28 protein-coding genes, 3 tRNA genes and 1 pseudogene are annotated in these 25,610 nt (G+C 71.1%); 14 read left to right on the forward strand and 18 right to left on the reverse strand.

What is annotated here, in order from left to right:
- Positions 1 to 59 precede the first annotated feature (59 nt).
- From folB to tilS, 6 genes are all read right to left on the reverse strand, one after another.
- Positions 60 to 449, reverse strand: coding sequence for a dihydroneopterin aldolase (gene folB, locus ASF68_RS06655; protein WP_082455910.1), 390 nt, complete (start codon positions 447 to 449; stop codon positions 60 to 62).
- Positions 442 to 1,233 carry a dihydropteroate synthase gene (gene folP, locus ASF68_RS06660; protein ID WP_056011497.1) on the reverse strand — a complete coding sequence of 264 codons (792 nt, stop codon included), beginning with the start codon at positions 1,231 to 1,233 and terminating at the stop codon, positions 442 to 444. Before folP ends, folB begins: the two co-directional genes overlap by 8 nt.
- Positions 1,234 to 1,315: 82 nt before the next feature.
- On the reverse strand, positions 1,316 to 1,978 hold the full coding sequence (folE, locus tag ASF68_RS06665; protein WP_082498509.1) for a GTP cyclohydrolase I FolE: 663 nt from the start codon (positions 1,976 to 1,978) through the stop codon (positions 1,316 to 1,318).
- A gap of 5 nt (positions 1,979 to 1,983) precedes the next feature.
- Positions 1,984 to 4,002, reverse strand: a complete 2,019-nt coding sequence (gene ftsH, locus ASF68_RS06670) for an ATP-dependent zinc metalloprotease FtsH (protein ID WP_056008435.1) — start codon at positions 4,000 to 4,002, stop codon at positions 1,984 to 1,986.
- A 152-nt stretch (positions 4,003 to 4,154) separates the two neighbouring features.
- Positions 4,155 to 4,706 carry a hypoxanthine phosphoribosyltransferase gene (hpt, locus tag ASF68_RS06675; protein WP_056008438.1) on the reverse strand — a complete coding sequence of 184 codons (552 nt, stop codon included), beginning with the start codon at positions 4,704 to 4,706 and terminating at the stop codon, positions 4,155 to 4,157.
- A 63-nt stretch (positions 4,707 to 4,769) separates the two neighbouring features.
- The gene (gene tilS / locus ASF68_RS06680; RefSeq protein ID WP_056011503.1) at positions 4,770 to 5,777 is read right to left on the reverse strand and encodes a tRNA lysidine(34) synthetase TilS; all 1,008 of its coding nucleotides are present in this window, start codon (positions 5,775 to 5,777) and stop codon (positions 4,770 to 4,772) included.
- 130 nt (positions 5,778 to 5,907) lie between these two features.
- Here tilS and ASF68_RS06685 point away from each other — a divergent pair, with 130 nt between their 5' ends.
- The gene (locus tag ASF68_RS06685; protein WP_056008441.1) at positions 5,908 to 6,399 is read left to right on the forward strand and encodes an inorganic diphosphatase; all 492 of its coding nucleotides are present in this window, start codon (positions 5,908 to 5,910) and stop codon (positions 6,397 to 6,399) included.
- Positions 6,400 to 6,483: 84 nt separating this feature from the next.
- On the opposite strand, the gene ASF68_RS06690 is transcribed toward ASF68_RS06685, so the two are convergent.
- A complete protein-coding gene (locus tag ASF68_RS06690) occupies positions 6,484 to 7,779 on the reverse strand; it encodes a M23 family metallopeptidase (protein WP_082498510.1) in 1,296 nt (431 codons plus the stop codon).
- A 291-nt stretch (positions 7,780 to 8,070) separates the two neighbouring features.
- On the opposite strand from ASF68_RS06690, the gene ASF68_RS06695 reads away from it, so the two are divergent.
- The 9 genes and pseudogenes from ASF68_RS06695 (at position 8,071) to ASF68_RS18685 (ending at position 12,849) form a co-directional block, all read left to right on the forward strand.
- A tRNA-Glu gene (locus ASF68_RS06695) sits at positions 8,071 to 8,146 on the forward strand.
- 117 nt (positions 8,147 to 8,263) lie between these two features.
- Positions 8,264 to 8,337: transfer RNA gene (locus ASF68_RS06700), tRNA-Asp, on the forward strand.
- Between the two features lie 78 nt (positions 8,338 to 8,415).
- Positions 8,416 to 8,488 (forward strand) — tRNA-Phe (locus ASF68_RS06705).
- A gap of 186 nt (positions 8,489 to 8,674) precedes the next feature.
- On the forward strand, positions 8,675 to 9,127 hold the full coding sequence (locus tag ASF68_RS06710) for a hypothetical protein (RefSeq protein ID WP_056008444.1): 453 nt from the start codon (positions 8,675 to 8,677) through the stop codon (positions 9,125 to 9,127).
- Between the two features lie 183 nt (positions 9,128 to 9,310).
- On the forward strand, positions 9,311 to 10,582 hold the full coding sequence (locus ASF68_RS06715; RefSeq protein WP_056008447.1) for an HNH endonuclease signature motif containing protein: 1,272 nt from the start codon (positions 9,311 to 9,313) through the stop codon (positions 10,580 to 10,582).
- A 319-nt stretch (positions 10,583 to 10,901) separates the two neighbouring features.
- A complete protein-coding gene (locus ASF68_RS06720) occupies positions 10,902 to 11,360 on the forward strand; it encodes a hypothetical protein (RefSeq protein ID WP_056008450.1) in 459 nt (152 codons plus the stop codon).
- Between the two features lie 64 nt (positions 11,361 to 11,424).
- Positions 11,425 to 12,024: a TetR-like C-terminal domain-containing protein gene (locus ASF68_RS06725; protein WP_056008453.1), complete on the forward strand. Its 600-nt coding sequence runs from the start codon at positions 11,425 to 11,427 to the stop codon at positions 12,022 to 12,024.
- A pseudogene (locus ASF68_RS06730) lies at positions 12,021 to 12,434 on the forward strand (arsenate reductase ArsC); the annotation flags it as partial. The gene ASF68_RS06725 and the pseudogene ASF68_RS06730, both read left to right, overlap by 4 nt.
- Before the next feature lie 274 nt (positions 12,435 to 12,708).
- The gene (locus ASF68_RS18685; RefSeq protein ID WP_157580227.1) at positions 12,709 to 12,849 is read left to right on the forward strand and encodes a hypothetical protein; all 141 of its coding nucleotides are present in this window, start codon (positions 12,709 to 12,711) and stop codon (positions 12,847 to 12,849) included.
- 41 nt (positions 12,850 to 12,890) lie between these two features.
- Here the strand turns inward: ASF68_RS18685 and ASF68_RS06735 are convergent, their stop codons facing one another.
- Genes ASF68_RS06735 through ASF68_RS06755 form a run of 5 tightly spaced genes read right to left on the reverse strand, consistent with a single transcriptional unit; the run spans position 12,891 to position 16,855 of the window.
- Complete coding sequence (locus ASF68_RS06735; RefSeq protein ID WP_056008455.1) at positions 12,891 to 13,652, reverse strand: GH25 family lysozyme; 762 nt, start codon at positions 13,650 to 13,652, stop codon at positions 12,891 to 12,893.
- A gap of 60 nt (positions 13,653 to 13,712) precedes the next feature.
- A complete protein-coding gene (locus ASF68_RS06740; protein WP_056008458.1) occupies positions 13,713 to 14,795 on the reverse strand; it encodes a sulfate/molybdate ABC transporter ATP-binding protein in 1,083 nt (360 codons plus the stop codon).
- The gene (locus tag ASF68_RS06745) at positions 14,792 to 15,634 is read right to left on the reverse strand and encodes an ABC transporter permease (protein WP_056011508.1); all 843 of its coding nucleotides are present in this window, start codon (positions 15,632 to 15,634) and stop codon (positions 14,792 to 14,794) included. The genes ASF68_RS06740 and ASF68_RS06745 overlap by 4 nt, the downstream gene beginning before the upstream one ends.
- A 4-nt stretch (positions 15,635 to 15,638) precedes the next feature.
- A complete protein-coding gene (gene modA / locus ASF68_RS06750; RefSeq protein WP_056008461.1) occupies positions 15,639 to 16,454 on the reverse strand; it encodes a molybdate ABC transporter substrate-binding protein in 816 nt (271 codons plus the stop codon).
- A complete protein-coding gene (locus ASF68_RS06755) occupies positions 16,451 to 16,855 on the reverse strand; it encodes a molybdopterin-binding protein (protein ID WP_056008464.1) in 405 nt (134 codons plus the stop codon). The genes modA and ASF68_RS06755 overlap by 4 nt, the downstream gene beginning before the upstream one ends.
- Positions 16,856 to 16,980: 125 nt before the next feature.
- Between ASF68_RS06755 and ASF68_RS06760 the strand changes: the two genes are divergently transcribed.
- Positions 16,981 to 17,628 carry an SGNH/GDSL hydrolase family protein gene (locus tag ASF68_RS06760; RefSeq protein WP_056008467.1) on the forward strand — a complete coding sequence of 216 codons (648 nt, stop codon included), beginning with the start codon at positions 16,981 to 16,983 and terminating at the stop codon, positions 17,626 to 17,628.
- A 27-nt stretch (positions 17,629 to 17,655) separates the two neighbouring features.
- On the opposite strand, the gene ASF68_RS06765 is transcribed toward ASF68_RS06760, so the two are convergent.
- Together ASF68_RS06765 and coaBC are read right to left on the reverse strand one after the other, a co-directional pair.
- Positions 17,656 to 18,963 carry a M23 family metallopeptidase gene (locus ASF68_RS06765; RefSeq protein ID WP_056008469.1) on the reverse strand — a complete coding sequence of 436 codons (1,308 nt, stop codon included), beginning with the start codon at positions 18,961 to 18,963 and terminating at the stop codon, positions 17,656 to 17,658.
- 65 nt (positions 18,964 to 19,028) lie between these two features.
- Positions 19,029 to 20,282, reverse strand: coding sequence for a bifunctional phosphopantothenoylcysteine decarboxylase/phosphopantothenate--cysteine ligase CoaBC (gene coaBC / locus ASF68_RS06770; protein ID WP_056008472.1), 1,254 nt, complete (start codon positions 20,280 to 20,282; stop codon positions 19,029 to 19,031).
- A 79-nt stretch (positions 20,283 to 20,361) separates the two neighbouring features.
- On the opposite strand from coaBC, the gene ASF68_RS06775 reads away from it, so the two are divergent.
- The 3 genes from ASF68_RS06775 to ASF68_RS06785 all read left to right on the forward strand — a co-directional run bounded on the left by ASF68_RS06775 (position 20,362) and on the right by ASF68_RS06785 (position 23,297).
- Positions 20,362 to 21,111 (forward strand): NRDE family protein, encoded by a 750-nt coding sequence (locus tag ASF68_RS06775; protein WP_056008475.1) that lies wholly within the window; start codon positions 20,362 to 20,364, stop codon positions 21,109 to 21,111.
- Positions 21,112 to 21,197: 86 nt separating this feature from the next.
- Positions 21,198 to 22,103, forward strand: a complete 906-nt coding sequence (locus ASF68_RS06780) for a LysR family transcriptional regulator (RefSeq protein ID WP_056008478.1) — start codon at positions 21,198 to 21,200, stop codon at positions 22,101 to 22,103.
- A 204-nt stretch (positions 22,104 to 22,307) separates the two neighbouring features.
- Positions 22,308 to 23,297, forward strand: coding sequence for an MBL fold metallo-hydrolase (locus tag ASF68_RS06785; protein ID WP_056008481.1), 990 nt, complete (start codon positions 22,308 to 22,310; stop codon positions 23,295 to 23,297).
- A 9-nt stretch (positions 23,298 to 23,306) separates the two neighbouring features.
- Here the strand turns inward: ASF68_RS06785 and ASF68_RS06790 are convergent, their stop codons facing one another.
- The 4 genes from ASF68_RS06790 to ASF68_RS06805 all read right to left on the reverse strand — a co-directional run bounded on the left by ASF68_RS06790 (position 23,307) and on the right by ASF68_RS06805 (position 25,598).
- Positions 23,307 to 23,789 (reverse strand): hypothetical protein, encoded by a 483-nt coding sequence (locus tag ASF68_RS06790; RefSeq protein WP_157579832.1) that lies wholly within the window; start codon positions 23,787 to 23,789, stop codon positions 23,307 to 23,309.
- Between the two features lie 139 nt (positions 23,790 to 23,928).
- The gene (locus ASF68_RS06795; RefSeq protein WP_056008488.1) at positions 23,929 to 24,444 is read right to left on the reverse strand and encodes a DUF427 domain-containing protein; all 516 of its coding nucleotides are present in this window, start codon (positions 24,442 to 24,444) and stop codon (positions 23,929 to 23,931) included.
- 54 nt (positions 24,445 to 24,498) lie between these two features.
- Positions 24,499 to 24,897 carry a hypothetical protein gene (locus ASF68_RS06800; protein ID WP_056008491.1) on the reverse strand — a complete coding sequence of 133 codons (399 nt, stop codon included), beginning with the start codon at positions 24,895 to 24,897 and terminating at the stop codon, positions 24,499 to 24,501.
- 92 nt (positions 24,898 to 24,989) lie between these two features.
- Complete coding sequence (locus ASF68_RS06805) at positions 24,990 to 25,598, reverse strand: helix-turn-helix transcriptional regulator (protein WP_056008494.1); 609 nt, start codon at positions 25,596 to 25,598, stop codon at positions 24,990 to 24,992.
- Positions 25,599 to 25,610: the final 12 nt, after the last annotated feature.

Genomic DNA, 25,610 nt, shown 5'->3' on the forward strand with positions numbered 1-25,610 from the left:
GCGTGGCTTCGGTGGCCCCGGGCGTCGCGCCGGGTCGTGGATCGGGGTGCGCGACACCATCAGCCGGCCTGTCCGGTCTCGGCGCGATCCGCGGCGGTGCGCTCGATCGTCACCGCGACGTCCGCGAACGGCACCGTGATCGGGGCGCTCGGCTTGTGGAGGGTGACCCGCACCGCCTCCGCTCGCGGGTTCGACAGCACGACGGCGGCGATGCGCTCCGCGACCGTCTCGATGAGGTCGACCGGGTCGCGCTCGACCGCGGCGACGACGGCTTCCGCCAGCTCGCCGTAGTGCATGGTCGCGCCGAGTTCGTCGCCGCCTGCCGCAGGGCGGAGGTCGAGGGTGACCGTCACGTCGATGACGAACTCCTGCCCCGCTTCGCGCTCGAAGTCGAAGACGCCGTGGTGGGCGAAGGCCCGCAGGCCTGTGAGGGTGATCGAATCAGTCATCGGCTCCACCTTGCCATGCATCGAGGGTGTCGAGGGCGAGTCTCGTGGCGGCGACGTCGTGGACGCGGACGCCCCAGGCGCCGGCTTGGACCGCCAGCACGCTGACCACGGCACTCGGAAGATCGCGATCGGTCATCGGGGCGTCGTCCCGCAGGAGTGCGCCGAGGAACCGCTTGCGCGAGGCGCCGACGAGCACCGGATAGCCGAGCTCGAGCAGCAGGTCGAGGCGCGCGAGGATGCGCCAGTTGTGCTCGGTGTGCTTCGAGAAGCCGAGCCCCGGATCGACGACGATCCGCTGTGGATCGACGCCCTGACCGAGCAGGGTCGACACGCGGTCGTCGAGTTCGCGCGCGACGTCGACCGCCGCGTCCGTGTAGGAGGCACGGCTCGCCATGTCCACCGAGTGGCCGCGCCAGTGGCTGATGACGCAGTCGAGGCCGGACGCGGCCATGAACGCCGGCATCCGGTCGTCCGCGAGCCCGCCGGACACGTCGTTGATGATCGACGCACCGGCGTCGGCTGCAGCTCGGGCGGTCTCGGCGCTCATGGTGTCGATGCTCACCCGCACCCCGGCCGCCGCCAGGGCCGACACGACGGGTGCGACCCGGTGTTGTTCCTCGCGGGTGTCGACCCGAGCGGCGCCCGGCCGGGTGGACTCACCGCCCACGTCGATCACGGTGGCCCCCGCAGCGACGAGCTCGAGGCCGTGCGCGACGGCGTCGTCGACGTCGAAGTAGCGGCCGCCGTCACTGAAGGAGTCGGGCGTGACGTTGACGACGCCCATGATCTCGGGCTGCGTCGTCGGTGCCGCGGTCGTGCGCCGGCCGTCTGCGGGGACGGCGTGCCCGTCGTCGCTCGTCACCGGATCACCGGGCCTGTTCGGCGGTGGTGCCGATCAGCTGCATGAGTTCGGCCCGCGCGGCAGGATCTGCGAGGGCGCCGCGGCTGGCGATCGTGACGGTGGTGCTCGTCAGCTGACGCGAGCCACGCATGGACACGCAGCCGTGCGCCGCCTCGAGCACGACGAGGACGCCGCGCGGGGCGAGTCGCTCCTCGAGGACGTCGGCGATCTGCTCGCTCAGGCGCTCCTGCACCTGCGGGCGGGACGCGATCGTGTCGACGACCTTCGGCAGGGCGCCGAGCCCGATGACGCGTTCGTCGGGGAGGTAGGCGATGTGCGCCGTGCCGAGGAACGGCAGCAGGTGGTGCTCGCACACGGAACGGAAGGCGATGTCGCGGACGAGCACGGCGTCGCTCGTCGCACCCTCCTCGATGGGGATCGTGCGAGCCAGGTGCTCACCGGCGTCCTGGCCGATGCCGCTGAAGAACTCCGCGTACGCGTCGGCGACGCGCGTCGGGGTGTCGGCCAGGCCGTCGCGGGCCGGATCCTCCCCGATCGCGTCGAGGATCTCCAGGACGGCCGCGGCGATCCGGGCACGGTCCACGGACGGCCGCGAGGCCGAGCCTGGATCAGACTCGGCCTGCGCGGCTCCGACCGCGGCGTTCGCGGGGTGCTCGCCGGGCGTCATGCGGGCTAGGCGGTCGCCGGTCGCGGCTTCGTGGCGCGCGTGCGCTTCGGCTTCACGGGCGCCTCCGGCTCCGGCTCGGAGCTCACGCCGCCGTCTGCCGCACCCGAGTCGATGGGGGCGGTGAACGTCGTCGAGCCGACGGCGGAACCGGACCCGACCGGGCGCTTCTTGCTGGACAGCCAGACCGGACGCGGCGGGAGCTTCTTGACGTCCTTGAAGATCTCGGCCAGCTGCAGGTGGTCGAGGGTCTCCTTCTCCATCAGCTCGGCGGCCAGGCGGTCGAGCACGGCGCGGTTGGTCGTGATGACCTGCCAGGCCTCGTCGTGTGCGGCCTCGATGAGTTCGCGGACCTGGGCGTCGACGCGCTGCGCGATCTCCTCGGAGTAGTCGCGCTGGTGGCCCATGTCGCGACCGAGGAACATCTCACCGGAGGACTGGCCGAGCTTGACGGCGCCGACGTCGGTCGTCATGCCGTACTCGGTGACCATCTTGCGGGCGATGCCGGTGGCCTTCTCGATGTCGTTCGAGGCGCCAGTGGTCGGGTCGTGGAAGACGAGCTCCTCGGCGACGCGGCCGCCCATCGCGTAGGCGAGCTGGTCGAGCAGCTCGTTGCGCGTGACGGAGTACTTGTCCTCGAGCGGGAGCACCATCGTGTAGCCGAGGGCGCGGCCGCGGGGCAGGATCGTGACCTTCGTGACGGGGTCGGTGTTGTTCATCGCCGCTGCCGCGAGCGCGTGACCACCCTCGTGGTACGCGGTGATGAGCTTCTCCTGCTCGCGCATGACGCGGGTGCGTCGCTGCGGACCGGCGATGACGCGGTCGATGGCCTCGTCGAGGGCACGGTTGTCGATGAGCTGTGCGTTCGAGCGCGCGGTCAGCAGCGCCGCCTCGTTGAGGACGTTGGCGAGGTCGGCACCGGTGAAGCCGGGCGACTTGCGGGCGACGACCTCGAGGTCGACGCTCGCGGCCAGGGGCTTGCCCTTACCGTGCACCTCGAGGATCCGCTTGCGGCCGGCGAGGTCCGGGGCGTCGACGCCGATCTGGCGGTCGAAGCGACCGGGACGCAGGAGCGCGGGGTCGAGGATGTCGGGACGGTTCGTCGCGGCGATGAGGATCACGTTGGTCTTGACGTCGAAGCCGTCCATCTCCACCAGGAGCTGGTTGAGGGTCTGCTCGCGCTCGTCATGACCGCCGCCCATGCCGGCACCACGGTGACGACCGACGGCGTCGATCTCGTCGACGAAGATGATCGCCGGCGAGTTCTCCTTGGCCTGCTGGAAGAGGTCGCGGACGCGGCTCGCGCCGACACCCACGAACATCTCGACGAAGTCGGAACCGGAGATGGAGTAGAAGGGGACGCCTGCCTCGCCGGCGACGGCGCGGGCGAGCAGGGTCTTACCGGTTCCGGGAGGGCCGTAGAGCAGCACACCCTTCGGGATGCGGGCGCCGACGGCCTGGAACTTCGCGGGCTCCTTGAGGAAGTCCTTGATCTCCTCGAGCTCCTCGATGGCCTCGTCGGCACCGGCGACGTCGTCGAAGGTGACCTTCGGCGACTCCTTGGAGACGAGCTTCGCCTTCGACTTGCCGAACTGCATGACCTTGTTGCCGCCGCCCTGCATGCCGGACAGCATCAGCCAGAAGAACACACCGATCAGGAGCAGCGGCAGCAGGAGACCGAGCATCGACAGCAGCCAGCTCGGCTGCGGGACCTTGTCGTTGTACCCGCCGGAGGGGTCTGCGGCGTCGACGGCCTCGACCACGTCGGCGGCACGAGCGCCGACGTAGTAGAACTGCACCTGCTTGCCGAACTCGTCGTCCGCCTTCGTCAGCGTGAGGTCGACGCGCTGGTCGCCGTCCGTGATGACGGCCTCCTTGACCTGCCCCTTCTCGAGGAAGGCCAGGCCTTCCTGCGTGGAGACCTCACGGAAGCCGTTCATGCTCATCAGGCTGATGCCGATCCAGAAGACCAGAGCAGCGATGATGAGGTACGGGATGGGACCCTTGAAGAGGCGCTTGACGTTCATAGTTGAGAGGCCGGGACTGGCCCGTTCCCTTTCTGCAGGAGGGGTCGACGGGCGGAGCCGCGTCGGAAATCAGGCTACCCCCTCGCTGCTGGATGCCTCCCCCATGTTTGCCATGGGCTTAACGAGTGATCCAGGCGAGGTTCGTCGCTCGCTCAGGCGTAGACGTGAGGGGCGAGCACGCCGACGTCGCGGAGGTTGCGGTACTTCTCGTCGAAGTCGAGACCGTACCCGACGACGAAGTCGTTCGGGATGTCGAAGCCGACGTACTTGCACTCGACGTGGACCTTCGCGGCCTCCGGCTTGCGCAGGAGCGCGCAGACCTCGATGGAGGCGGCGCCGCGCGAGGCGAAGTTCTCGAGCAGCCAGGAGAGGGTGAGGCCGGAGTCGATGATGTCCTCGACGATCAGGACGTGACGGTTCGTGAGGTCTGCGTCGAGGTCCTTGCGGATCTGCACGACACCGCTCGACTTCGTGCCGGCCCCGTAGGAGCTGACGGCCATCCAGTCCATGGACAGCGGGATGCGGAGTTCGCGCGCCAGGTCGGCCATGACCATGACCGCGCCCTTCAGGACGCCGACGAGCAGGACGTCCTTCCCGGCGTAGTCGACCTCGATCCGGCGGGCGAGTTCGGCGAGCTTGTCGCGGATCTCCTGCTCGGTGACGAGGATGGTCGTGAGGTCGTCCGAAATGTCGCTCTGCTCCATGCGTCGAGTGTATGCGAGATGACCCGGACGCCGGTGCGCCCCTCCTCCTCGCGGGGCCTGCCGTCAGCGCGCGGAGAACACGATGCGGCCGTCGCGGCGCATGGCCCGGCAGCCGGGTAGATCGATCGGTCCCTGCCCGGCCCAGTCGGTCACGAGCCGCGCGACCTCGATCGTCTGCGTCCGGGAGAGGGCGACCCCGAACTCGCTCTGCACGATGTACCGGATGACGCGCTGCCGGAGCGCGGCGGGGTTCGCGGCGAGCGCCGCCGCGCTGACGGAGATCCCGGCCTCGGCGTGCTCGACGATCTCCTCGATGGTCTCCTCGATCATCTCTTCGAAGGCCTCGGCGTCCTCCCGCATGGCGTCCGCGGTGCGGGCGAGCGCCTCCTTGATGCCCGGCCCGAGTTCGCTCTCGAGCACGGGGAGCACCCGCTCGCGCACTCGGACGCGCGTGTACGCGGCGTCGGTGTTGTGCGGGTCGTCCCAGGGGGTGAGGCCCATCGCGGCACACGCCTCGCGGGTCTGCACCCGGCGGACGCCGAGGAGCGGGCGGACGAGGGCGCCGCTGACGGGCGACATCCCCTGCAGGCTGCCGGCGCCGGATCCGCGGGCGAGCCCGAGGAGCACCGTCTCGGCCTGGTCGTCGAGCGTGTGTGCGAGCAATACGGCCGACGCCCCGGCCTCGACGCGTGCGCCCTCGAGCGCCGCGTACCGGGCATCGCGCGCAGCCGCCTCCGGACCGCCGTCGGCACCGACCTCGACCCGCCGGACGAGCACGGGGTCGAGGCCCATCGCCCTCGCCTGGTCAGCCGCGCGGGCGGCGACGGCTGCGGAATCCGTCTGCAGGCCGTGGTCGACGATGACGGCACCGGCCTGCAACCCGAGCTTCGACGCTTCGAAGGCGGTCGCCGCGGCGAGAGCGAGCGAGTCCGCCCCACCACTCAGGGCGACGAGGAGGTCCGTCTCGCCCTCCGCCCTGGAGCCGGCCGCCGACCACCGGCCGATCGCGTCGCGGACCGCCTTCCGCAGCAGGGCGACGGACGGGTGGAGCGGAGGTCGGACGGCGTTCACGCGCACCACGCTATTGCACGACGGCGGGCGTGCCCCCGGCACCGGTGGCTCCTGGGCGCATCGGTTAGGGTTGGTCCTCGTCGGCGACCGTGCCGATTCCAGGACATCCAACCTCGCAAGGAGCAGGCTTATGGCCGAGTACGACGCCGTCATCGAGATCCCGCGGGGCAGCCGCAACAAGTACGAGATCGACCACGAGACCGGTCGGGTCTTCCTCGACCGCGTGCTGTTCACGAGCTTCGTCTACCCCACCGACTACGGCTTCTTCGAGAACACCCTCGGCGAGGACGGCGACCCGGTCGACGTGCTGGTCCTCCTCGACTTCCCGACGTTCCCGGGCGTCGGCATCAAGGTCCGTCCCGTGGGCGTGCTGCACATGACCGACGACGGCGGCGGCGACGACAAGGTCATCGCCGTGCAGTACAAGGACCCGCGCTGGGCGCACATCCAGGACCTCAACGACATCCCGCAGGCGACGCGCGACGAGATCGAGCACTTCTTCGTCCACTACAAGGACACCGAGCCCGGCAAGTGGGCTCGCATCGACGGCTGGGGCGACGCCGCCGCCGCCGAGAAGATCATCCTCGCGGGCTTCGAGAAGCTCAAGGCGGAGGGTCACTGACCCCCTGAGGCCCAGCCTCACCCCGCACGACGAAGCGGCCGACACCCTCGGGTGTCGGCCGCTTCGTCGTGCGGGGTGCCGCGATCAGCCGAGCGGTGCGCCGCGGTCGGCCATGAACGGCTGGGCGTCGATCGCGTTGCCGTTGATGCGGACCTCGAAGTGCAGGTGGCAGCCGGTGGAGGCGCCGGTCGTGCCGACGTAGGCGATGACCTGCCCCGCGGAGACCTGGTAGCCGACACCGACCTGGATGCCGCCGTCCACGATGTGCGCGTAGCCGGTCGAAACACCCGATCCGTGGTCGATGAGGATGAAGTTGCCGTAGGTGCCATACCACCCGGCATAGGTCACCGTGCCGGAGGTCGCCGCGTAGATCGGGATCCCGCACCCGCCCGCGATGTCCGTACCCCGGTGGAAACTGCCCGAGCTGCCACCGCCGGTGGAGATCGGGTCGCGATAGCCGTAGGTGCCGGAGATGCTGCCGGACGCCGGGATGGCCCAGCCCTGGCTGCTGAGCTGACCGCCATCGGCGCTCTGCCCTCGGGCCGCAGCCTCGGCTGCGGCCTTCGCCTTCGCCGCGGCCACGCCGGCCTCGTAGTCCTGGACCGTCTTGGCCGTGGTGTCCTGCAACGCCGTCAACTGCGCGTTGAGCGTGACGATCAGCTCCTGGTTCTGCTCCAGCTTCGCCGCCGCCGCGGACGCCGCCTCCTGCGCGGCCTGCATGGCGGCCTGCGCGGCCTGCCGCAGCGACTCGCGTTCGTCGCGGGCGACGCCTGCCTGCTCACCGAGCGCCGCTGCGGTGTTCCGCGCGGCGACGGCCTGCTCGTAGACACCGTTGCTGTGCTCGGCGACCTGGTTCATGTTGCCGAGCTTCGACAGGAGGTCGGTCGCGCCCTTGCTCTCCCCGTCGAGGAAGAGGCTCAGGCTGAGGTCGGCACCACCGGAGCGGTACAGCTGGGAGGCGACCCGACCGGCCTGCTTGGTGGCCGTGTCGGCTTCGGTGGTCTTCGCGTCGGCCTGGGCCTGGATCGCGGTCGCACGGGCGTCGGCCTCGAAGAACGCCTCTTCGGCCGCCTGGAACTCGGTCCCGCGCTTCTGGGCCTCGTCCTGGGCCACTTGCAGTTCGTCCTGCAACTGGACGATGAAGTTCTTGATGTTCGTGACCTCGGCGGCCTTCGCGGCCTCGTTGCCCTTCGCCGCCTGGACGTCGTCCCATGAGGGGTAGTCGGCTGCCGAAGCCGGTCCCGCGATGCCGAAGGATCCGACGATCGCGAGGGACATCACGACCGCGGCGGCGAGGCGTCCGCGCCAACGGGCGGAGGACACCGTCCCGGCGGTCGTCGTCCGGCCTCGGCGCGAGGCACCGGGAAGTCTCTTGCTCATGAAGTACGGCCCATCTCGGTTCGCTGCAGTCACATCGGTCACATCTGTACCACTGTCCACGGTACCCCCGGAGGGGTGGGGACAGCCCTCGGACACCCCGCGCGGCGCGGCCGGGCGGGCATGGTGCCACGCCCGAGGCTAACCCCGGCGATGTGCGGCTCAGCGACCATTCGGCGCCTGTCGCGAGATCCGCCGTCGAGCGGGACACGGCGGCGGGGGAACCCGATTTTGGATTCCGGGGTTTCATCCGTATGCTTGTCGCTCGGTAGTCATGAAGCTTCAGGGCTTCGCGGCCCTATCGTTTAGCGGCCTAGGACACCGCCCTTTCACGGCGGCAGCACGGGTTCGAATCCCGTTGGGGTCACCACCGACTACTGGAAAAACAGCCGCTCAGATTCAGGTATAGTGAGTCTGCGCGACTGCGAGAAGCACCGAGCAACACCAGCATCACCGCAGTTTGTATCATCACCAATTCAACATGTATGGCCCTGTAGCGCAGTTGGTTAGCGTGCCGCCCTGTCACGGCGGAGGTCGCGGGTTCAAGTCCCGTCAGGGTCGCAAAAGGTCGGAAGCCCTCTCGCAAGGGAGGGCTTCTGCTTTTGAGACATCGTCGCCGTTCGTGCAGCTGATGTACTCGGCTCTGTAGCTCAGTTGGTAGAGCGCACGACTGAAAATCGTGAGGTCACGGGATCGACGCCCGTCGGAGCCACGGAACCCCCACCTAGCTTCTACATGGTGGGGGTTCTTTTTTTGCCCGGCCTGCCACCCAGCCCGCCGAGGCCCGACACGATTTGCCACGCCCGTCCACGGTGACCAGACTCGCAGCGTGGAGTCGAGACCGTCACGCCGAGCAACCAGCCGCACGCGGCGAGCGACCGTCCGCCGAGCACACTGGGTGGCCGCCTCCGTCCTCGGCGTGTTGCTGAGCGCCTCGCTCGTCTCCTGCTCCGATACGCAGTACGGACTGCCTGCCGACGAAGCCGTCGGCACGTGGCGCAGCGGAGACACCCTGCTCGAGCTGGCCGACGACGGAACCTTCGACGCCACCGCCTGGCCCTCGGAGGTGCAGTGCAGCTTCGACGAAGACCCACGCGACAACGACGTGATCGACTTCTCCGGGACATGGGTCGTGGACAACGAGGGAACCAACCGGGACCTCGTTCTGCGGCCCGACGACGGCGCCTGCGAGACGTCATCGATCACCTCCAGCGTGCGGAGCGACGACGATCTCGCTCGCCTGTGCATCCACACCCGTGGGTCCCTGTCCGGCCCGGCCGAGAACTTCTTCACCCTCTATCAGGGTGATCCGCCGGAGATCGAGGATCCGGATCGCTGCCTGAACTACTGACCCGCGCAAGCTCAGCGGACCGCTAACCCTTCCGGTCCCTGAGCTTGTCGAAGGGTACGCAAGGCGCCCCTCCCCGGCGACGCTCCGCCGGTCCCTGAGCTTGTCGATGGGCTCTCGGAGAAGCGTCCACCACCGGTGCCACTCAGCATCTGGAATGTCAGTGGTCCATGGTGCACTTGATCCATGACCGAGAGCACCACTTCCGCAGTTCGAGCTGGCGACGACTACGTCGCGCAGCTCGCGGAGTTCTCGGACGAGTACGCGGACATCTGCCGGCAGCAGGCCGTGCTGGCCGCTCGGGCGGCCCGCCTCCTGGCCCGATCGGCGGCGTATGCCGATGCCTTGGCAGACTCGGTCGTCCCGGCCGTGTACCCTCCCGCGGAACGACAGGCCCTCTCGCGCCGGTCGACCTGTGCGGCACTCGCGATGGCGACACGGACACCCGAGCAGACCGTGCAGCGGGCGACGAACGACGCGGAACGCCTCGTCAACGAGGCGCCCGCAGTGCTCGCTTCGCTCGAGGCCGGCCGCATCTCGGCGCGGCACGCGCAGACCATCACCGACCAGCTCAGCGACGTGCCGACCGCCGGGCGGGCCGCATTCCTGGCGGCAGTGTTGCCGGTCGCAGAGGAAACCACCAACGCGAACCTGCGGAAGCGTGCCCGTGCCCTCCGAGAGCGCCTCCACCCGGAGTCCATCACTGCACGTGCGGTCCGCTCGGAGGCAGACCGTCGCGTCGAGTTCGAGCCCGCCGCCGACGGCATGGCGTGGGTGCACCTGTTCACCACGGCACCGATCGCGCAGGGCGTCATCGAGCGCGTCGAGGCCGCGGCCTCGGAGTCCCGCGCAGCCGGTGACACCCGCACCTGCATGCAGCTCCAGGCGGACGCCCTCGCCGCACTCGCCCTCACCGGAGTGACCCCGGAAGACGTGATGGCGAGCCCGGTGCTCCCGCATCCGATCGAGGTCCAGGAGCACATCACGCCGACCGTGCAGATCACGGTGCCGGCGCTCAGCCTGGCCGGTGTCTCCGACGCCCCGGCCACGCTTGATGGGTACGGTCCGATCGACCCGGAGACCGCGGCCCGCCTCGCGGTGAATGCGCCCAGCCTGACCCGGATCCTCGTCCAGCCGGAAACCGGCGCAGTGCTCTCCGTCGGGCGGAATCAGTATCGAGTCCCGGCCGACCTGCAACGCGCGGTGCGCCTCCGGGACGGCACCTGTCGGGCACCCGGCTGCGGGAGACGCGCCAGAGCGTGTGACCTCGACCATTCGGTCGCGTGGGACGACGGCGGCACGACGGATGTCGGCAATCTCGCCTGCCTCTGTCGACACCACCACCGCATGAAGCACCTCCCCGGATGGAACCTCGAACACGGCCCAGGCGGGGTCCTCGAGTGGACGACACCCGACGGGAAGCACCACCGAACCGAACCTGATCCCGCGCCGTTCTGACCACCTCCGGTCCCCGAGCGTGTCGGAGGGTTCCTCGTGGGCACTTCGACAAGCTCAGTGATCGGAGGAGATTCACGGGGCGCGCTTCGGTCCCTGAGCTTGTCGAAGGGTTTCTCGTGCGCCCTTCGACAAGCTCAGTGACCGGGGACGCACTCAGCGACCGGGTGCGGTTCACCGAACACACTCCGGTCCCTGAGCCTGTCGAAGGGCAGTCAAGGTGCACTCGCTCGGTGCGCGCGAAGGACCGCGGCCGGCTCCCGCCATGCACCTCCATTCGCAAGCCCCAGACATCCAGCTTCGATCGAGACAGACTGGTGGCATGAGTTCTGCAGACGACCGCACCACCGACGGACCCGACGACGCCCACCAGATCCCGGACGGCGTCGACGACGCGACTGTGGAAGCGGTCGGCAAGGTGACCGAGGCCCTCGAGGTGGTGGAGCAGGCACGCGGCATGCTCTACGGCTTCCACCGCCTCACCGGCAAGGCGGACCTCGCGTTGGGCGAAGCTGCGGACGCGCTCCGCGACGCCGGGCACGCCGAGCTCGCCGATCGCATCGATCGTGAGCTCGTCGGGCGGAACGTCATCGACGGACGCTGGACGTTCCAGATCGTCGAGGACTACGACGGCAACTACTGGGAGCCGTTCCGCACGCTCGAAGCACACGTGCGCGACGAACTCGCCGGCGGGCGCCGCCACCTCGCGGAAGCCGCCATGAAGGAGGACCGCCGCACCCACGGCGCTCCACACCACGAGGCGACGCCACCCACCGTCTGACGCCAGCCCGGAGGCGCCGGCGGCCGTCCCAGGACAGCCCCGGCAAGCGGTTAGGCTCGATCCGATGACCGACACACCTGTCTCCCGGACGAAGTTCTCCCGCCAGCTGGTGATCGTCGGAGCCGCCGAGTTCGCCGACGCCTACGGAGCCGACGCGCTCACGCTCGCCGCCCTGGCCCGACACCTGGACACCTCGGCGCCCGCGCTCCTCAAGCACGTGCGGAGCACCGAGGACCTCCGAGCCGCCGTCGCGTCCCTCGCACTGGCCCACCTCGCCAGCAGCATCGACATCGCGACGAGTGGCCTCGGCGGGACGCCGGCGCTCACCGCGCTGGCCGAGACCTACCGTCGCTTCGCCCTCGCCTACCCCGGCCGGTACACGCTCGCCTTCGCGACGACCGACGTCCGGACCCCCACCGGCGATCCCGCCGATCGGGAACTCGTCCTCCTCGTCGAACGGACCCTCGCCGGACGCGGGCTCGACAGCGTCGCGATGACCGACGCCGGCAGGATCGTCCGCGCGGCCCTCCACGGCTTCGTGTCCCTCGAGCTCGTCGACGGCTTCACCCGGGGTGCCGAGCCCGGCGCGAGCTACGCTGTCCTCGTCGACCTCCTCGACCGTTCGTCCGCGCTCGGATCACGCCACCTCCAGGAGACGCCATGACCATCGACCCGACCACCCCGACGACTCCGACCGTCCTCTTCGTCTGCGTGCACAACGCCGGACGCTCCCAGATGGCGGCCGGCTTCCTGGGCGCGCTCGCCGGCGACCGGGTCGAGGTGCTCTCGGCGGGCAGCGAACCCAAGGACCGCATCAACCAGGTCGCCGTCGAAGCGATGGCGGAACACGGTATCGACATCACGGCCGCCGTCCCACGCATCCTCACCACGGAAGCGGTGCGGGCGTCGGACGCGGTGATCACGATGGGCTGCGGTGACGCCTGCCCGATCTTCCCCGGCAAACGCTACGAGGACTGGGAACTCGAGGATCCGGCGGGGCAGGGCATCGACGCCGTCCGGCGCATCCGCGACGACATCGAGGAACGCATCGCGGCCCTGTTCGTCGAACTGGTCCCCACCGAGACGTCCGAGTTCCCGACCTCGATCGGGTCGGTCGCCGGCAGGGCGCTGTCCGCTCACGGGTTCACCCGGTTCGAGCAACTCACCAGGGTCTCCCCCGCGGCGCTCGCCCACATCCACGGCGTGGGTCCTGCGGCCATCGACGTCCTGACCGCAGCACTCGACGCCCGCTCGCTCGCCTTCGCCTCCTGAGCGCGCTGGTCGGCAGGCGCCCGGCGCCGGCCCGCAACCCCATTGCTCAGCGCGACACCCGTCGTATCGTGTTCGTATGAGCAAGCACGCAGCGAAGGACGACCGCATCCCCGAGGACACCGAGACCACCGAGGACTCCATCGAGCAGGAGGTCGACGGTGAGGACACGTTCCTCCCCGTCGCCGAGCCGACCTCAGGCCCCGCCCCCGCACCGTAACCCGAGGCACCGTCACCGGAGCCGCCGGGGGAACCTGCGGCTCAGGGGCGGACGAGCGCTCGGAGGTCTTCCAGGGACCCGTCGAAGACGTTCATGTCGATGAACTCCTCTTTGCCGACGTAACCGGCCAGGCGTTCCCGGCTGGTGTACTGCCAGAGGTCCCACGCCCTCCCGTCCGACAGGACCGGTGGCGTGACGACCGAGCGGATCCAGAGCGGGTTCCGCTCGTATGCACCCGCGAGGAACGCGTCGGAGTACCGCATGGTCGCGTAGATGATCGGCGGTTGCCCGTAGTGCTCCTCGAGTGCCGCGAGGAGTGGGTCGAGGACGGCCGCGACCCGCTCAGCACTCGGAGGCGTCCGGCAGTAGTCGGCGTAGCACTCGAGATCGATGGTGATCGGCAGCGCCCCTGCGGTGACGGGGACGGTGTCGAAGATGTTCTGCGCCTGCGTCTCGGCCGGGCTGTCGAAGCTCAGGAAGTGGTACGCCCCGACGAGCAGGCCGGTCTTCTCGGCCGCCCGCTGCGCGCCCGCCCAGTTCGCGGCGAACCGTTCGTCCTGATCGCCCGATCCCTCGGTCGCCTTCATGATCGCGAAGTCGATGCGCTGAGCCGCGAGGACATCCCAGTCGATCTCGCCCTGGTACGAGGAGACGTCGACCCCTCGCACCGCGTACGAGGCGGCCAGGATGGCGTTCGGCCGCACGAGCCCCATGGCGATGAGTGCCACGCAGACCACGCCGATCGCGAGCGTGCCGGCCGCCCCGACGACGAGCGGCCACCAGCGTCTCCAGAATCGGTTCATCGACTCACTGTGTCACGTCTCGGCCGGTCACCTCGCCGTCGTGCCCCGGCGCATGATGGCTCACCGCGGATACAGGACGGCGGCCTGCGGGTCGACGACGAGGTCCACGGGATCACCGGTGGACCACCCGGCCGAGGCGAGCGTCGGCACCGTGACGTCGGCCGCGAGGAGTTCCGTGCGGATCCGGACGACGTCACCGCGCGGTTCGAGGTCGGTGATCACCGCACGGACGGCGCCGCCACCGGGAGCCTCGTCGGCGTCGAACACCTCCACCCGCGACGGGCGGAACGCGCAGGCGACGGCGGCCCCGAGCGGCATGGGCTCCCCCTCGACGACCGGGCCGACCGCGACCTCCGTCCCGTCGACCAGCCGGAGCCCGCTCCGCGTCCGCACGCCCGTCACGAGGTTCAGGCCGGCGAGGTCGGCGGTGAACGCACTCCGCGGCCGCTCCAACACCTCCGACGTCGGCCCCTGCTCGACGATGTGCCCGGCGTCGAGCACGACGACCCGATCGGCGAGGGTGTACGCGTCCAGCACCTCGTGGGTCACGAGGAGGGTCGTGCGTCCGCGCAACTGTTCGCGGAGCATGCGACGCAGCTGCGGGGCGACCGAGGCGTCGAGCGCGGCCATCGGTTCGTCGAGGAGGAGCAGGGCGGGATCCGGCGCGAGCGCCCGGGCGAGCGCCACCCGTTGCGCCTGACCGCCGGACAGCTCGGCGGGCCGGCGGTCCTCGAGGTGGGACGCCTCCACCGAGGCCAACCGCCTCCTGGCGATGTCGCGCGCCTCGTCGCGCGACATCCCGGCGACGAGCGGCCCGTAGGCGACGTTGTCGAGCACGGACCGGTGCGGGAAGAGGAGCGCCTCCTGCGCGAGCAGTGAGACACCTCGCCGGTGGGGCGGGAGCCAGCGCTCTCGCCCGGCCTCACCCACCCGGAACAGTTCACGACCGCCGAGCGTCGCCAGCCCCGTGTCCGGCCGCAGGAGACCCGCGAGGAGGGCGAGCAACGTGGACTTGCCGGCTCCGTTCGGTCCGAGCACGGCGACGGTCTCACCGGGGGCGAGCTCGACGGCGACGTCCCAATCGCGGGCGCGCACGGTCGCCCGCAGGCTGAGCGGCGAACCGCCACGCTCCGCCGGGATCATCGATCGGCTCCGACGACGGGTCGCGGAGACGGTCGCCGCCCACGGGCCGGACGTCGCGTCACCGCTCCACGGGCACCGGCGACCCCGACGACGAGGACGGCCACCACGACGAGGACGAGCGACAGGGCGACCGCGGCGTCCGGATCGGTCTCGCGCTGCAGGTAGATCTCGAGCGGGAGCGTGCGGGTCACGCCCTGCAGACTCCCCGCGAAGGTGAGCGTGGCGCCGAATTCGCCGAGCGCACGCGCGAACGAGAGGATGGCGCCCGAGACGATGGCGGGCGCGAGGAGCGGCAGCGTGACCGTCCGGAAGACCGTGGTCGGCCGCGCACCGAGCGTCGCCGCGACCGCCTCGTAGCGGGCGCCGCTCGTGCGGATCGCACCCTCGAGACTCAGCACGAGGAACGGGAGCGCGACGAAGGTCTGGGCGAGGACCACGGCGGTCGTCGAGAACGCGATGCTGAGCCCCGCGTCGGCGAGCGCCGGGCCGAGCAGACCGAGCCGACCGAAGGTGTAGAGCAGGGCGATGCCGCCGACGACCGGGGGAAGCACGAGCGGGAGGAGGACGAGCGACCGCAGGAGCCGCTGGCCCGGGAACCGCGTGCGGGCGAGGACGAGCGCGAGCGGCACGCCGAACAGGACGCAGAGTGCCGTCGCGATGAGCGAGGTCCGCAGACTCAGGCCGAGCGCCGCGACCGAGGACTCCGAGGTCACGAGGGCGCCGAAGTCCGCCCAGTCGACCCGCAGCACGATCGCGACGAGCGGGAGCAGCACGAACGCCGCTCCGACCGCCGCGATGACGACAACCCAGCGGGGCACCCCCAAGCCCTGGTTCCTCATGCGGTCACGGCGCGCCGAAGCCGGCGTCGGCGAGCACACGCTGCCCGTCGGCGCTCACGACGAAGGCGGCGAAGGCTGCGGCGAGCGCGGGGTTCGCGCTGCCGGCGAGCGGCGCGATCGGATAGGTGTTGACGGCCTTCGAGGACTCGTCGAAGGCGATGCCGCGCACCGCGTCGCCGGCCGCGATGACGTCGGTCACGTAGACCAACCCGGCGTCGGCCTCCCCCGAGGTCACCTTGCCGAGGACGTCGGTGACCGACGACTCCTCACTGACCGGGCTCAGCGCGACACCCGTGGCCTCCTCGACGGCTACGGTGGCCGCGCCGCACGGCACCTGCGGCGCGCACACGACCGTCTTGACGCCGGGGCGGGCGAGGTCGGCGAAGGTCTGCACGTCGGCGGGGTTCGTCGGCGGGACGGCGATCTGCAGGACGTTGGTGGCGAAGTCGACCGGGTCGCCCTCGACGAGGTCGGCGTCGACCAGCTTCGACATGTTCTTCTCGTCCGCCGAGGCGAACACGTCGCCGGGGGCACCGTTCGTGAGTTGCGTGACGAGGTCGGACGATCCGGCGAAGGTGAGCTCGACGCTCGTGCCGGGGTGCGCCTGCTCGAAGTCCGCCGCGAGCGTCGTGAAGGTCGTCTTGAGGGACGCCGCGGCGTACACCGTGATGGAGCCGCTGAGCTCGTCCGCCGTAGCTGAGCCGCTCGGTGTCGGCGCCGTCGCTGGCGCAGCGCAGGCGGATGCGGTGAGCAGGATCCCGATGCCGAGGGCCACGGCGCTGAGCAGTCGGGTGGAGCGACGGGGTGCGGTGCGGTTCATGCCTGCGCCTTCGGGGTCTCGATGAGGACCGTCGTGGCTTTCACGACGGCGATGGCTGTGGAGCCGAGTTCGAGGCCGAGTTCGCGCACGGCCTCACTGCTCATGAGCGACACGACGCGGTGCGGTCCGCACTGCAGTTCCACCTGCGCCATGACCGTGTCCATCGTGATGTCCGTGACGATGCCGACGAAGCGGTTCCGTGCGGAGCGTCCGATCTCCGAGGGGTCGACGGGGAGGACGGCGTTCTGTCGGGCCAGCCGCGCGAGCGACAGCCCGTCGACGACCGCACGGCCGGCGTCGTCCTTCGCGCTCACGAGCGCGCCCTGGTCGATCCAGCGGCGGACGGTGTCGTCGCTGACCCCGAGGAACAGGGCGGCGTCCCGGATACGGATCTGCGGCATGGAGTCAGGCTAGTGCACGCATGCGCGCCTGATCGCCCTAGTCTCGTCCGCATCCGCGTTCCCGGCCGCCCGTCGAGTACCGACACGGAGACCCTCCGCGACGACGACCGCTCCGAAGCACCCGCATGAGATCACGACTGCTCGCCGCCGCCGCGGTGCTCGCCCTGGCCGCCGGGCTCACCGGATGCGCCCAGTCCGACGACGACGGCCCGGTTGTCGCCTTCTACGGAGACTCCTACACGCTCGGCACCGGCGCGAGCGACCCGGCGAACCGGTGGTCGACGGTGATCAGCGAAGAACGAGGATGGCGCGAGTTCAACCCGAGCGTGAACGGCCTCGGCTTCATCAACCACCGTGATCGCTTCGGTGACGACAGCGGCGATCTGCCCTCGCTCATCATCGCCGAACGCCCCGAGATCGTCTTCGTGACGATGGGGCTCAACGACGCCTTCAGCTTCGACCGGTCGGCCGATCGGATCCACGAGCAGATCGGCTCCGACCTGCACCGCTTGCGCGACGCACTCCCGGACGCGCGCTTCATCGTCGTCGAGCCCTTCTGGTACACGGACGAGCGCCCGGCGGCGGTCGAGACGATCATCGACTGGGTGGCCGAGGCCGCCGACGAGATCGACGCGGACACCGTTCCCGGAGCGTCGCACTGGATCGAGGGGCACCCGGAGTGGATGGCCGCAGACGGACTCCACCCGAACGACGACGGCTACGCCGAGATGGCGCGCCGCATGGACGCGGAACTCGAACGCCTCGGCCTCTGAGGCGTCGCCCCCGAGCGGAACCGCCGCTCAGCCCAGGCGGATTCCGCGGTCCGCCATGAACGGCACCGCGTCGACGCGGGAGCCGCCGATCCTGACCTCGAAGTGGACGTGGCAGCCGCTGGAGGCACCCGTCGATCCGACCAGGGAGATGTTCTGCCCCGCGGACACCGACTGGCCTTCGCCGACGAGGATGCTGCTGTTGTGCGCGTAGCCGGTCATGACCCCGCCGCCGTGGTCGATGAGGACCCAGTTGCCGTAGGTCCCGAGCCACCCCGCGTAGACCACCTGGCCGGCGCTGGCGGCGTAGACCGCGCGACCGCACCCGGCTCCGATGTCGGTCCCGGAGTGGAACGCGTTGACGCCCGGCACGGGTCGCCCCGGTCGTGGTCCGTAGTTGTCGGTGATCCTGCCGGAGATCGGCAGCGCCCAGCCCTGACCGCCGACCGCACCTGAACTGGCACCGCCACCGCCGCCACCACCGCCGCCGCCACCGGCGTTCGCTGCGGCGTTCGCGGCGGCTTCGGCCGCAACCCTCGCCGCTTCGGCTGCCGCGGCGGCCGCAGCTGCAGCAGCCGCTGCCGCCGCGCGCACTTCCTCGCCCTTGCGGTAGTCGGCTTCCGTGGCCGCGCGGTTCTCCTTGAGGACGATGAGCTGGGCCTCGAGCGTGGCGAGGTACTCCTGCTGATCGGCCACGGCGGTCTCGGCGTCCGCTCGGGCCGCGACCGCGTCACCGAGGGCGGTCTCGGCCGCCGCCGCGAGGTCGCCGAGCGCGGCTTCGGCGATGGTGGCCTGCTCGGTGAGGAGGGAGGCCGTGTTCGCGTCCGTCTTCGCGCGGTCGTAGGTGCCGTCCGTCGACTCACTGAGCTTGGAGATCGTGCTCAGTCGGCCGAGGAGCGCCTCGGGTTCGTCGCCGTCCAGGAACGCCGCGGTCGAGAGGTCCACGTTCCCGGACCGCAGCCACGCGGCGACGAGCGCACCCGCCTGCCGCTTGGAGGTCTCGGCGACGGTCGTCGCGGCGACGGCCTGCTCGCGGAGCGACACGGCACGGTAGCTGGCCTCGTCGACGGCGAGCTGCGCCGCCTCGTACTCGTCCGCGCGCAGCACCGCTTCCGCCTCGGCGAGCACCGCGGCGTTCTTGAGCTCCTGGACCAGGCCTTCGATCTGGACGATGGTCGACTGCTTCGACGTCTCGCTCGACCGTGCCGCCTCGACGTCCTCCCAGCTGGGGTACTCCGCAGCAGCGGCCGGTTGTGCGAGTCCCAGTGAGAGGACGATGACTCCGGCCAGGGTCGCGGCGATGGATGCGCGACGGCGCGCGGGACGGAGGCGTGGCATGGTGCCCATCGTGCCAGTGGCGAGCCCCGTTCGGGGGGAGGCTCGCCCATGGGGGTGCGGCGGGCTCAGCGGCGGGCGAGCACGAGGTCGAGCAGGCGGTCGGCGACGGCGCGCTTCGAGCCGGACGCCTCACCGACGAGCTCGCCCTCCCGGTCGATCACGAGGACCTCATTGTCGGGTGTGCCGAAGCCGTCCGTCCAACCGACGCGGTTGAGGACGAGGAGGTCGGCTCCCTTTCGGGCGATCTTCGACCGGCCGAGGGCGAGGAGCTCGTCGCGGTCGGATGCGGTCTCGGCTGCGAAGCCGACGATGAGGCGGCCCGACACGGCTGCCTCGGCGAGCCCCGCCAGGACGTCGGGGTTGCGCACGAGTCGCAGGATCAGTTCGTCGCCGGTGTCGTCCTTCTTGATCTTGCGCTCGGCGATCTCGGCGGCCCGGTAGTCGGCGACGGCCGCCGCCATCACCACGACGCTCGCCTCCTTCGCCGCTTCGTCCATCGCGGTGGCGAGTTCCGCCGCGGTCCCGACGGGGACGACCCTGAGTCCCACGACACCGGCAGCCTCGGCCGCGACGTCCGCGTCGAGGTGCGCCGCGACGAGCACGACCTCGGCGCCGCGGGCGACGGCCGCCTGCGCGACGGCCAATCCCTGCCGGCCGCTCGAGCGGTTGCCGAGGAAGCGCACCGGGTCGAGCGGTTCGCGCGTGCCACCCGCGGAGACGACGACGCGATCGCCGCGCAGGTCGCCGGCCGAGTCGCGGCCCTGCAGGAGCGCGAGTCCCGCCGCAACGATGTCCTCCGGCTCGCTCATCCGCCCCGGTCCCTCGTCGCCGCCGGTGAGTGCGCCGGTCTCCGGTCCGATGCAGGCGACGCCGCGCGAGCGCAGGAGGGCGACGTTCGCCGTCGTGGCCGGGTGCTGCCACATCTCGGTGTGCATCGCCGGGGCGAGAAGCACGGGTGCACGACTGGCGAGGATGGTGGTGCCGAGGAGGTCGTCGGACAACCCGGCCGCGAGCTTCGCCAGGGTGTTGGCCGTCGTGGGAGCGACGACGAGGAGGTCCGCCCGCTGCCCGAGGGCGACGTGCCTGACCTCGGCGACGCCGTCGTACAGCGAGGTGGTGACCGGGTTCCGGCTGATCGCCTCGAGGGTGGGCAGCCCGACGAACCGCAGGGCGCTCTCGGTCGGGACCACGTGGACGTCGTGCCCGGCACGCACGAAGCCGCGCACCACGCCGACCGCCTTGTAGGCCGCGATCCCACCCGTGATGCCGACGACGACGGTGCGACGGTGCGCCCCGAGTGCTGCGTCCTGCGTGGTCATCTCGTCTCCTCGCCACCGGCGCTCCGGCGCGCGGTCCTCGTCTAGTCTGTCCTAGTCCGGCCGGCCGAGGAGGAACCCCGTGTGCACCGTCATCATCGACTTCGAGCCGGGGCGCCCGTGGCCGATCGCCGTGCTCGGGCTCCGCGACGAGCAGCCGGGACGCGCCTGGGATCCACCCGGCTCCTGGTGGCCGGCGCTCGGTGACGGGGTCCGCGGCATCCACGACCGGGAGGCGGGTGGTGCCTGGTTGGCGACGAACCTCGACGCCGACGGCGGGCCGCGGGCGGCGGTCGTGCTGAACCGACGCGAGGACCTCCCGATGCCGGCGAGCGGGTGGGTCTCGCGCGGGGTACTCCCCCTGCAGGCCGTGACGACGGGGGTCGACGGCTCCGACGGCCGGATGGCCCGCTCGTGGAACCTCGTCGAGCTCCGCCCCGACCGCGTCGAGGTGACGAGCTGGGACGGCACGTCGCTCCGCTCGGTCGAGGTGCCACCCGGTCTGCACGTCGTGACCCACGAGGGACCCGACCACCTCGACGTCCCCCGGGTGCGCCGGTGGCGGCCCGACTTCGTCGAGGCCCCGGCGCCGACCGGCCCGCTCGACGGCGCCACGGCCGCATCCTGGGAGCCCTGGTTGCAGACGCTGCGATCAACGACGCGCCTGCCGGCCGACGCGGACGAGGCCGTCGTGCGGATCGACGACCACGACGGCCTGCGACTCGCCTCGCTCTCCGTCACCGCCCTGTCCCTCGGCCCGCAGGGAGCGGTGCTGCGGAACGCCAGGCTCACCGAACCGGGCCGACTCCCCGACACCTTCGTCTGGGAGTGACGCGGGGTCCTCGGACGAGCCACGGGCCCCCGATCGGACTGGCGGCCGTGTGGAGGGCGCCCAGGCCCGCTCGATACTGTTGCACCATGGCCCTGAACCCCGTACGACTGCGACTGCTCGAGGCCTTCGACCGCCTCGGCACGATCCGTGCAGTCGGCCGCGAGCTCGACCTGAGCCCCTCGACGGTCTCCCAGCAGCTCTCCGTCCTCGAGTCGGAGACCGGCGCCGCCCTGTTGGAACGACGCGGCCGGACCCTCGCGCTGACACCGACCGGAGCACTGCTCGTGGAACGCGCCAGGGCGCTCCTCGCGCAGATGGACGCCATCGAGGTGGAACTGGCCGAGGTCGAGTCCGAGCCGTCCGGCCGCTTCCGCATCGCCGGCTTCGCGAGCGTCATCGCCCCGGTCCTCATCCCGGCCGCGCGCGCGCTCGCCCAGCAGTACCCGCGACTCGAGGTCGAACTCATCGAAGTCGAACCGCACGAGAGCACCACGGCCGTCCAACGCGGCACCTGCGACGTCGTCATCACGGTCGACCAGGAGGACGGCTTCCTCCTCGACCCCTCGGTGCACAGCGTGCCGCTCACCACGGACCCGCTCCTGCTCATCGCACCGCTCGACCACCCGCTCGCCGGGCGCGACATGGTGTCGTTCGGCGAGCTGCAGGCGGAGTCGTGGGCCCTCGACGCCCCGGGCACCTACCTCGGCGAACTCGTCCCGCTGTTGTGCCGACGCTCGGGCTTCGAACCCCGGGTGGTCGGACGGTTCACGAGCTACGAAGTCGTCATCGACCACGTCGCGGCAGGGCTGTCCGTCGCCGTCCTCCCCGACATCGCGATCGGCTCGCGCACCGACGTCGTCCGCAAGCCGATCTCGGGGATGAGCGAGCGGAAGATCATCGCGACGGCGCGGAAGGGCTCACTGCAGCGTTCCGCCGTCGCCGCAGCGCTCGCAGCCATCCAGCGCGCGACGGACGAGGCCGTCGCGCGCTGAGCTCGACAGGCGAGCGGTCAGCCGTGGTAGCCCGACTTGGCCATCGCGACGAGCGCGCCGACCATGCCGATGCCGCCGAGGACGGTGATGAGGGCGATCACGCCGATGAGGATGTCGTTCACGGTCATGCACCCATCGTACTGAACCTCGCGGGAGCCACGACTAGGGTTGGTCCGTCCCCCGAACAGCACCCGGAGCACCCCCATGATCACCTCGTCGAGCGAATCGCAGGCCGCCGCCTTCCGTGAGGGACGGACGCCACCGACGGAACAGCTCGACGCGGACACGGTCGTCATCGCCGTTCCGACCACCGATCCCGGCAACCCCTTCACCCTCTGCTCGGTGCTCTTCGGCACGGACGGCCGCGCGATCGTCGTCGACCCGGGAACCGACACCCCGGAGGGTCGGGAGCATCTCCTCCGTGAGCTCCGCGACGTCGGCGTCACCACCCTCACCGGCATCGTGGTGACCCACCTCCACCCCGACCACCTCGGCCTCGCCGGGGTCCTGCGGGAGGAACTGGCCGCGCCCGTGCTCATGCACCGGCTCGAAGACGAGGCGGCCGGTTCGACGCCGCCCGGCCCGGCCGAGCTGGCCGCGGCCCTGGACGCCTGGGGCGTCCCGGCCGACGACACGACCGTGCGCCCCTGGAGTGAAGGCGCCGCCGCCCCGGCAGGCCACCTCGGCGACACCCGTGCCGATCGGACGCTCGAGGACGGCGAGCTGCTGGCCCTCCCCGGTCGCACGGTCCGCGTCATCCACACGCCCGGGCACACCACGGGGCATCTCACGCTGCGCGACGAGGACCGCGGCTACCTGTTCACCGGCGACCACGTCCTCCCCACGATCTTCTCGGGCCTCGGGCTCGGTGCACGGACCGCCGAGAACCCCGTGACGGCCTATCTGTCCTCGCTCGACCGCGTCCGTGGGCACGACGGCGACCAGGTGATCCCGGGACACGGCTTCCGCTTCACCGGCCTCGCCGAGCGGTGCGACGAATTGGCGGCCCATCACCTGCGTCGTGCGGACGAGGTGCGGTCGGTCCTGGCCGACGACCCCGATGCGGACGTCTGGACCATCGCCTCGCGCATCGGCTGGTCCGCCGGGTGGGACGCGCTGACGGGACTCCTGCGGGTGTCCGCGCTGACCCAGACCGACTGGCATCGGGCCCGCCTCCTGCAGCTCGCCGGCTGACGGCCACCCTCACCCGCCGGCGACACCTCGACGAGCCAGGGCACGCTCGAAGGCGTACAGGCCCCCGCCCGCTGCGCCGCCCGCAGCGAGGACGGCGAACGCGACGACCCCGATCGTCGACCCGAGTCCGATGGGCGCCGCGATGAGGCCGCCGACGACCGAGACGAGCACGGCCGACCCCCCGCCGGCGATCCAGGCTCGACGGAGCGGAGCGCGTTCGCCCCAGTGGTCCAGCACGCCCAACGCGAGGAGCGCACCCACCGCCCCGACGGCGGCCAGCATGCCGCCGACGAGCCCACCGACGAGGACGGCGATGCCGCCGAGGTCGGCCGGGTGCGCGGAGACGGTCCCGACCGCCCCGAACAGTTGCGCGCCGGCGGCGATGACCGCGCCGACGACCGCACCACCACTCACGGCGAGTCCGAACAGTGGGACGACGCGCAGGAGGGACCACCCCGGGTCGACCGCTTCACCGAATGCGTCCATGGCCACGACCGCCTCCTGCACCCGAGCCTCGTCGTCGAGGCGTCCTGGCGCTCAGCGTGGCACGGGGTCGGCCCGCCACCCAGCCATTGCACGGCGGGTGGGACGGGTGTAGGAGCAGACGAGGCTGGCGTCCGAGGAGGAGGTGCTACCAGCCCATGGTGCCGGGGGCGCCCTTGAACGGCCCGATGATCCCCGGCGTGATCCACCCACCGTAGAAGTCGCCATCCTGGGCGTGCACCCGGACGCCGTCGACCTCGCAGGCCTCCATGCGCCCCGGGTAGACGGCGATCATGCCGAACAGGGGCGCGTAGCCCGAGCGCGGGTCCGGGTAGGTCCAGGCGGCCGCGGGCGCGACCTCGTCGCCCACCCGGACGTCGAGGTAATGGGCCTCACCCTTGAACTCGCACATGGTCGTGCCGTCGACCGGCACGAGGACGCCCGGCGTGAAATCGGCGGCCGGCACGTAGTACACGGGCGGGTGACTCGTCTCGAGGACGCGGACCGCCGACGTCGACTCCGCGATGACGGTGCCGCCGAACCGGATGACGACACGTTCGTCGCGGGGCTCGACCCGGGGCGGGCGCGGGTACTCCCAGACGGATTCCTCACCGGGTCCGGGCTGGACGGGGACGGGTCGGCGGGAGCGAGAGGAGTCGGGCATCGTCCCACTCTGCCCGGTCCACCTGAGCGCCGACCGCGAATCCGACGGCGCCGCTCAGCCCTGCGGTGCAGGTCGGCGCAGCACCGACCACAACAGCCACCCACCCGCCACGGCGTACGACACCAGCAGGAGCACCACGGCCGTCCCACCGAGGTCGAGGACGACCGGGATCACCGGCGAGCCGCCGAGCCCGGCGTCGGTCGTGCTCCAGTTCGCTGTCAGCAGGGCCAGCACGATGAGCACGACCCCGGTGGCGAGGAGCGGGCCGGCGGTCGCCCACACCTTCTGGCGCGTGGTCCAGGCGCGTGCCCGCCAGAGCATGACCATGCCGGCCACCCAGCCGACGAACGGGACGACGAGCCCGCCGAGCATGACGACGAGCGCGGTCGCGACGGCGAACCCTCGGCGTTCGAGCAGCTGCTCGGCGAACGGACGGTCGTCGGATGCGCTCATCGGTCCCCCTGCTCGTCGGGCGGCCCCTGTGGACCGTCGGCCTCAGCCTGCCATGTCCGGACGCTCCGTGCGCCGGACGCCGGCCGGACGCGTCATCGGGCCTCGGTCGACCTCGCCCGGACGTGCATGCGTTCGCCCTGCTTGCCGAACAGGCTGAGGAACTCGACCGCTCCGGCCTCCGCCCGCCCGAACCAGTGCGGCACTCGGGTGTCGAACTCGACGACCTCGCCCGCGGTGAGGACGAGGTCCTGATCGCCGAGCAACAGGCGGAGCCGGCCGTTCAAGACGTAGAGCCACTCGTAGCCCTCGTGCACCTGCTGCGTTCCGGGGGTCTGCGGACCAGGTCCGCCGTGGATGATGCTCTTGAACGCGTGCAAGCCTCCCGGCCGGCGGGTGAGCGGCACGATCGTCTGGCCGTGGCGCTGGACGGGTTTCAGATGCACGCGGGGGTCACCGGTCTGCGGGGCGCCGACGAGGTCGTCCAGCGGGACCTGGTGCGCCTTCGCGAGCGGCAGGAGCAGTTCGAGGTTCGGTCGGCGCTGTCCGGACTCGAGCCGGGACAGGGTGGAGACCGAGATGCCGGTCTCGGCGGAGAGCGCCGCGAGGGTGGTGCCGCGGTGCTGCCGGATCGCGCGGAGACGCGGCCCGACCGCGTCCAGCACCCCGTCGATCGACCGCTGCTCCTCGTGTCCATGCGCCATGGCTCGATTCTC

This window comes from Plantibacter sp. Leaf314 (assembly GCF_001423185.1).
In the GTDB taxonomy this organism is placed as follows: Bacteria; Actinomycetota; Actinomycetes; order Actinomycetales; family Microbacteriaceae; genus Plantibacter.

Excerpts from the sequence above, each read along its gene's own strand:
- folB (WP_082455910.1), bottom strand. The coding sequence starts at position 449 with ATGACTGATTCGATCACCCTCACAGGCCTGCGGGCCTTCGCCCACCAC.
- folP (WP_056011497.1), bottom strand. The coding sequence starts at position 1,233 with ATGGGCGTCGTCAACGTCACGCCCGACTCCTTCAGTGACGGCGGCCGC.
- folE (WP_082498509.1), bottom strand. The coding sequence starts at position 1,978 with ATGACGCCCGGCGAGCACCCCGCGAACGCCGCGGTCGGAGCCGCGCAG.
- ftsH (WP_056008435.1), bottom strand. The coding sequence starts at position 4,002 with ATGAACGTCAAGCGCCTCTTCAAGGGTCCCATCCCGTACCTCATCATC.
- hpt (WP_056008438.1), bottom strand. The coding sequence starts at position 4,706 with ATGGAGCAGAGCGACATTTCGGACGACCTCACGACCATCCTCGTCACC.
- ASF68_RS06685 (WP_056008441.1), top strand. The coding sequence starts at position 5,908 with ATGGCCGAGTACGACGCCGTCATCGAGATCCCGCGGGGCAGCCGCAAC.
- ASF68_RS06690 (WP_082498510.1), bottom strand. The coding sequence starts at position 7,779 with ATGAGCAAGAGACTTCCCGGTGCCTCGCGCCGAGGCCGGACGACGACC.
- ASF68_RS06715 (WP_056008447.1), top strand. The coding sequence starts at position 9,311 with ATGACCGAGAGCACCACTTCCGCAGTTCGAGCTGGCGACGACTACGTC.
- ASF68_RS06720 (WP_056008450.1), top strand. The coding sequence starts at position 10,902 with ATGAGTTCTGCAGACGACCGCACCACCGACGGACCCGACGACGCCCAC.
- ASF68_RS06725 (WP_056008453.1), top strand. The coding sequence starts at position 11,425 with ATGACCGACACACCTGTCTCCCGGACGAAGTTCTCCCGCCAGCTGGTG.
- ASF68_RS18685 (WP_157580227.1), top strand. The coding sequence starts at position 12,709 with ATGAGCAAGCACGCAGCGAAGGACGACCGCATCCCCGAGGACACCGAG.
- ASF68_RS06735 (WP_056008455.1), bottom strand. The coding sequence starts at position 13,652 with ATGAACCGATTCTGGAGACGCTGGTGGCCGCTCGTCGTCGGGGCGGCC.
- ASF68_RS06740 (WP_056008458.1), bottom strand. The coding sequence starts at position 14,795 with ATGATCCCGGCGGAGCGTGGCGGTTCGCCGCTCAGCCTGCGGGCGACC.
- ASF68_RS06745 (WP_056011508.1), bottom strand. The coding sequence starts at position 15,634 with ATGAGGAACCAGGGCTTGGGGGTGCCCCGCTGGGTTGTCGTCATCGCG.
- modA (WP_056008461.1), bottom strand. The coding sequence starts at position 16,454 with ATGAACCGCACCGCACCCCGTCGCTCCACCCGACTGCTCAGCGCCGTG.
- ASF68_RS06755 (WP_056008464.1), bottom strand. The coding sequence starts at position 16,855 with ATGCCGCAGATCCGTATCCGGGACGCCGCCCTGTTCCTCGGGGTCAGC.
- ASF68_RS06760 (WP_056008467.1), top strand. The coding sequence starts at position 16,981 with ATGAGATCACGACTGCTCGCCGCCGCCGCGGTGCTCGCCCTGGCCGCC.
- ASF68_RS06765 (WP_056008469.1), bottom strand. The coding sequence starts at position 18,963 with ATGCCACGCCTCCGTCCCGCGCGCCGTCGCGCATCCATCGCCGCGACC.
- coaBC (WP_056008472.1), bottom strand. The coding sequence starts at position 20,282 with ATGACCACGCAGGACGCAGCACTCGGGGCGCACCGTCGCACCGTCGTC.
- ASF68_RS06780 (WP_056008478.1), top strand. The coding sequence starts at position 21,198 with ATGGCCCTGAACCCCGTACGACTGCGACTGCTCGAGGCCTTCGACCGC.
- ASF68_RS06785 (WP_056008481.1), top strand. The coding sequence starts at position 22,308 with ATGATCACCTCGTCGAGCGAATCGCAGGCCGCCGCCTTCCGTGAGGGA.
- ASF68_RS06795 (WP_056008488.1), bottom strand. The coding sequence starts at position 24,444 with ATGCCCGACTCCTCTCGCTCCCGCCGACCCGTCCCCGTCCAGCCCGGA.
- ASF68_RS06800 (WP_056008491.1), bottom strand. The coding sequence starts at position 24,897 with ATGAGCGCATCCGACGACCGTCCGTTCGCCGAGCAGCTGCTCGAACGC.
- ASF68_RS06805 (WP_056008494.1), bottom strand. The coding sequence starts at position 25,598 with ATGGCGCATGGACACGAGGAGCAGCGGTCGATCGACGGGGTGCTGGAC.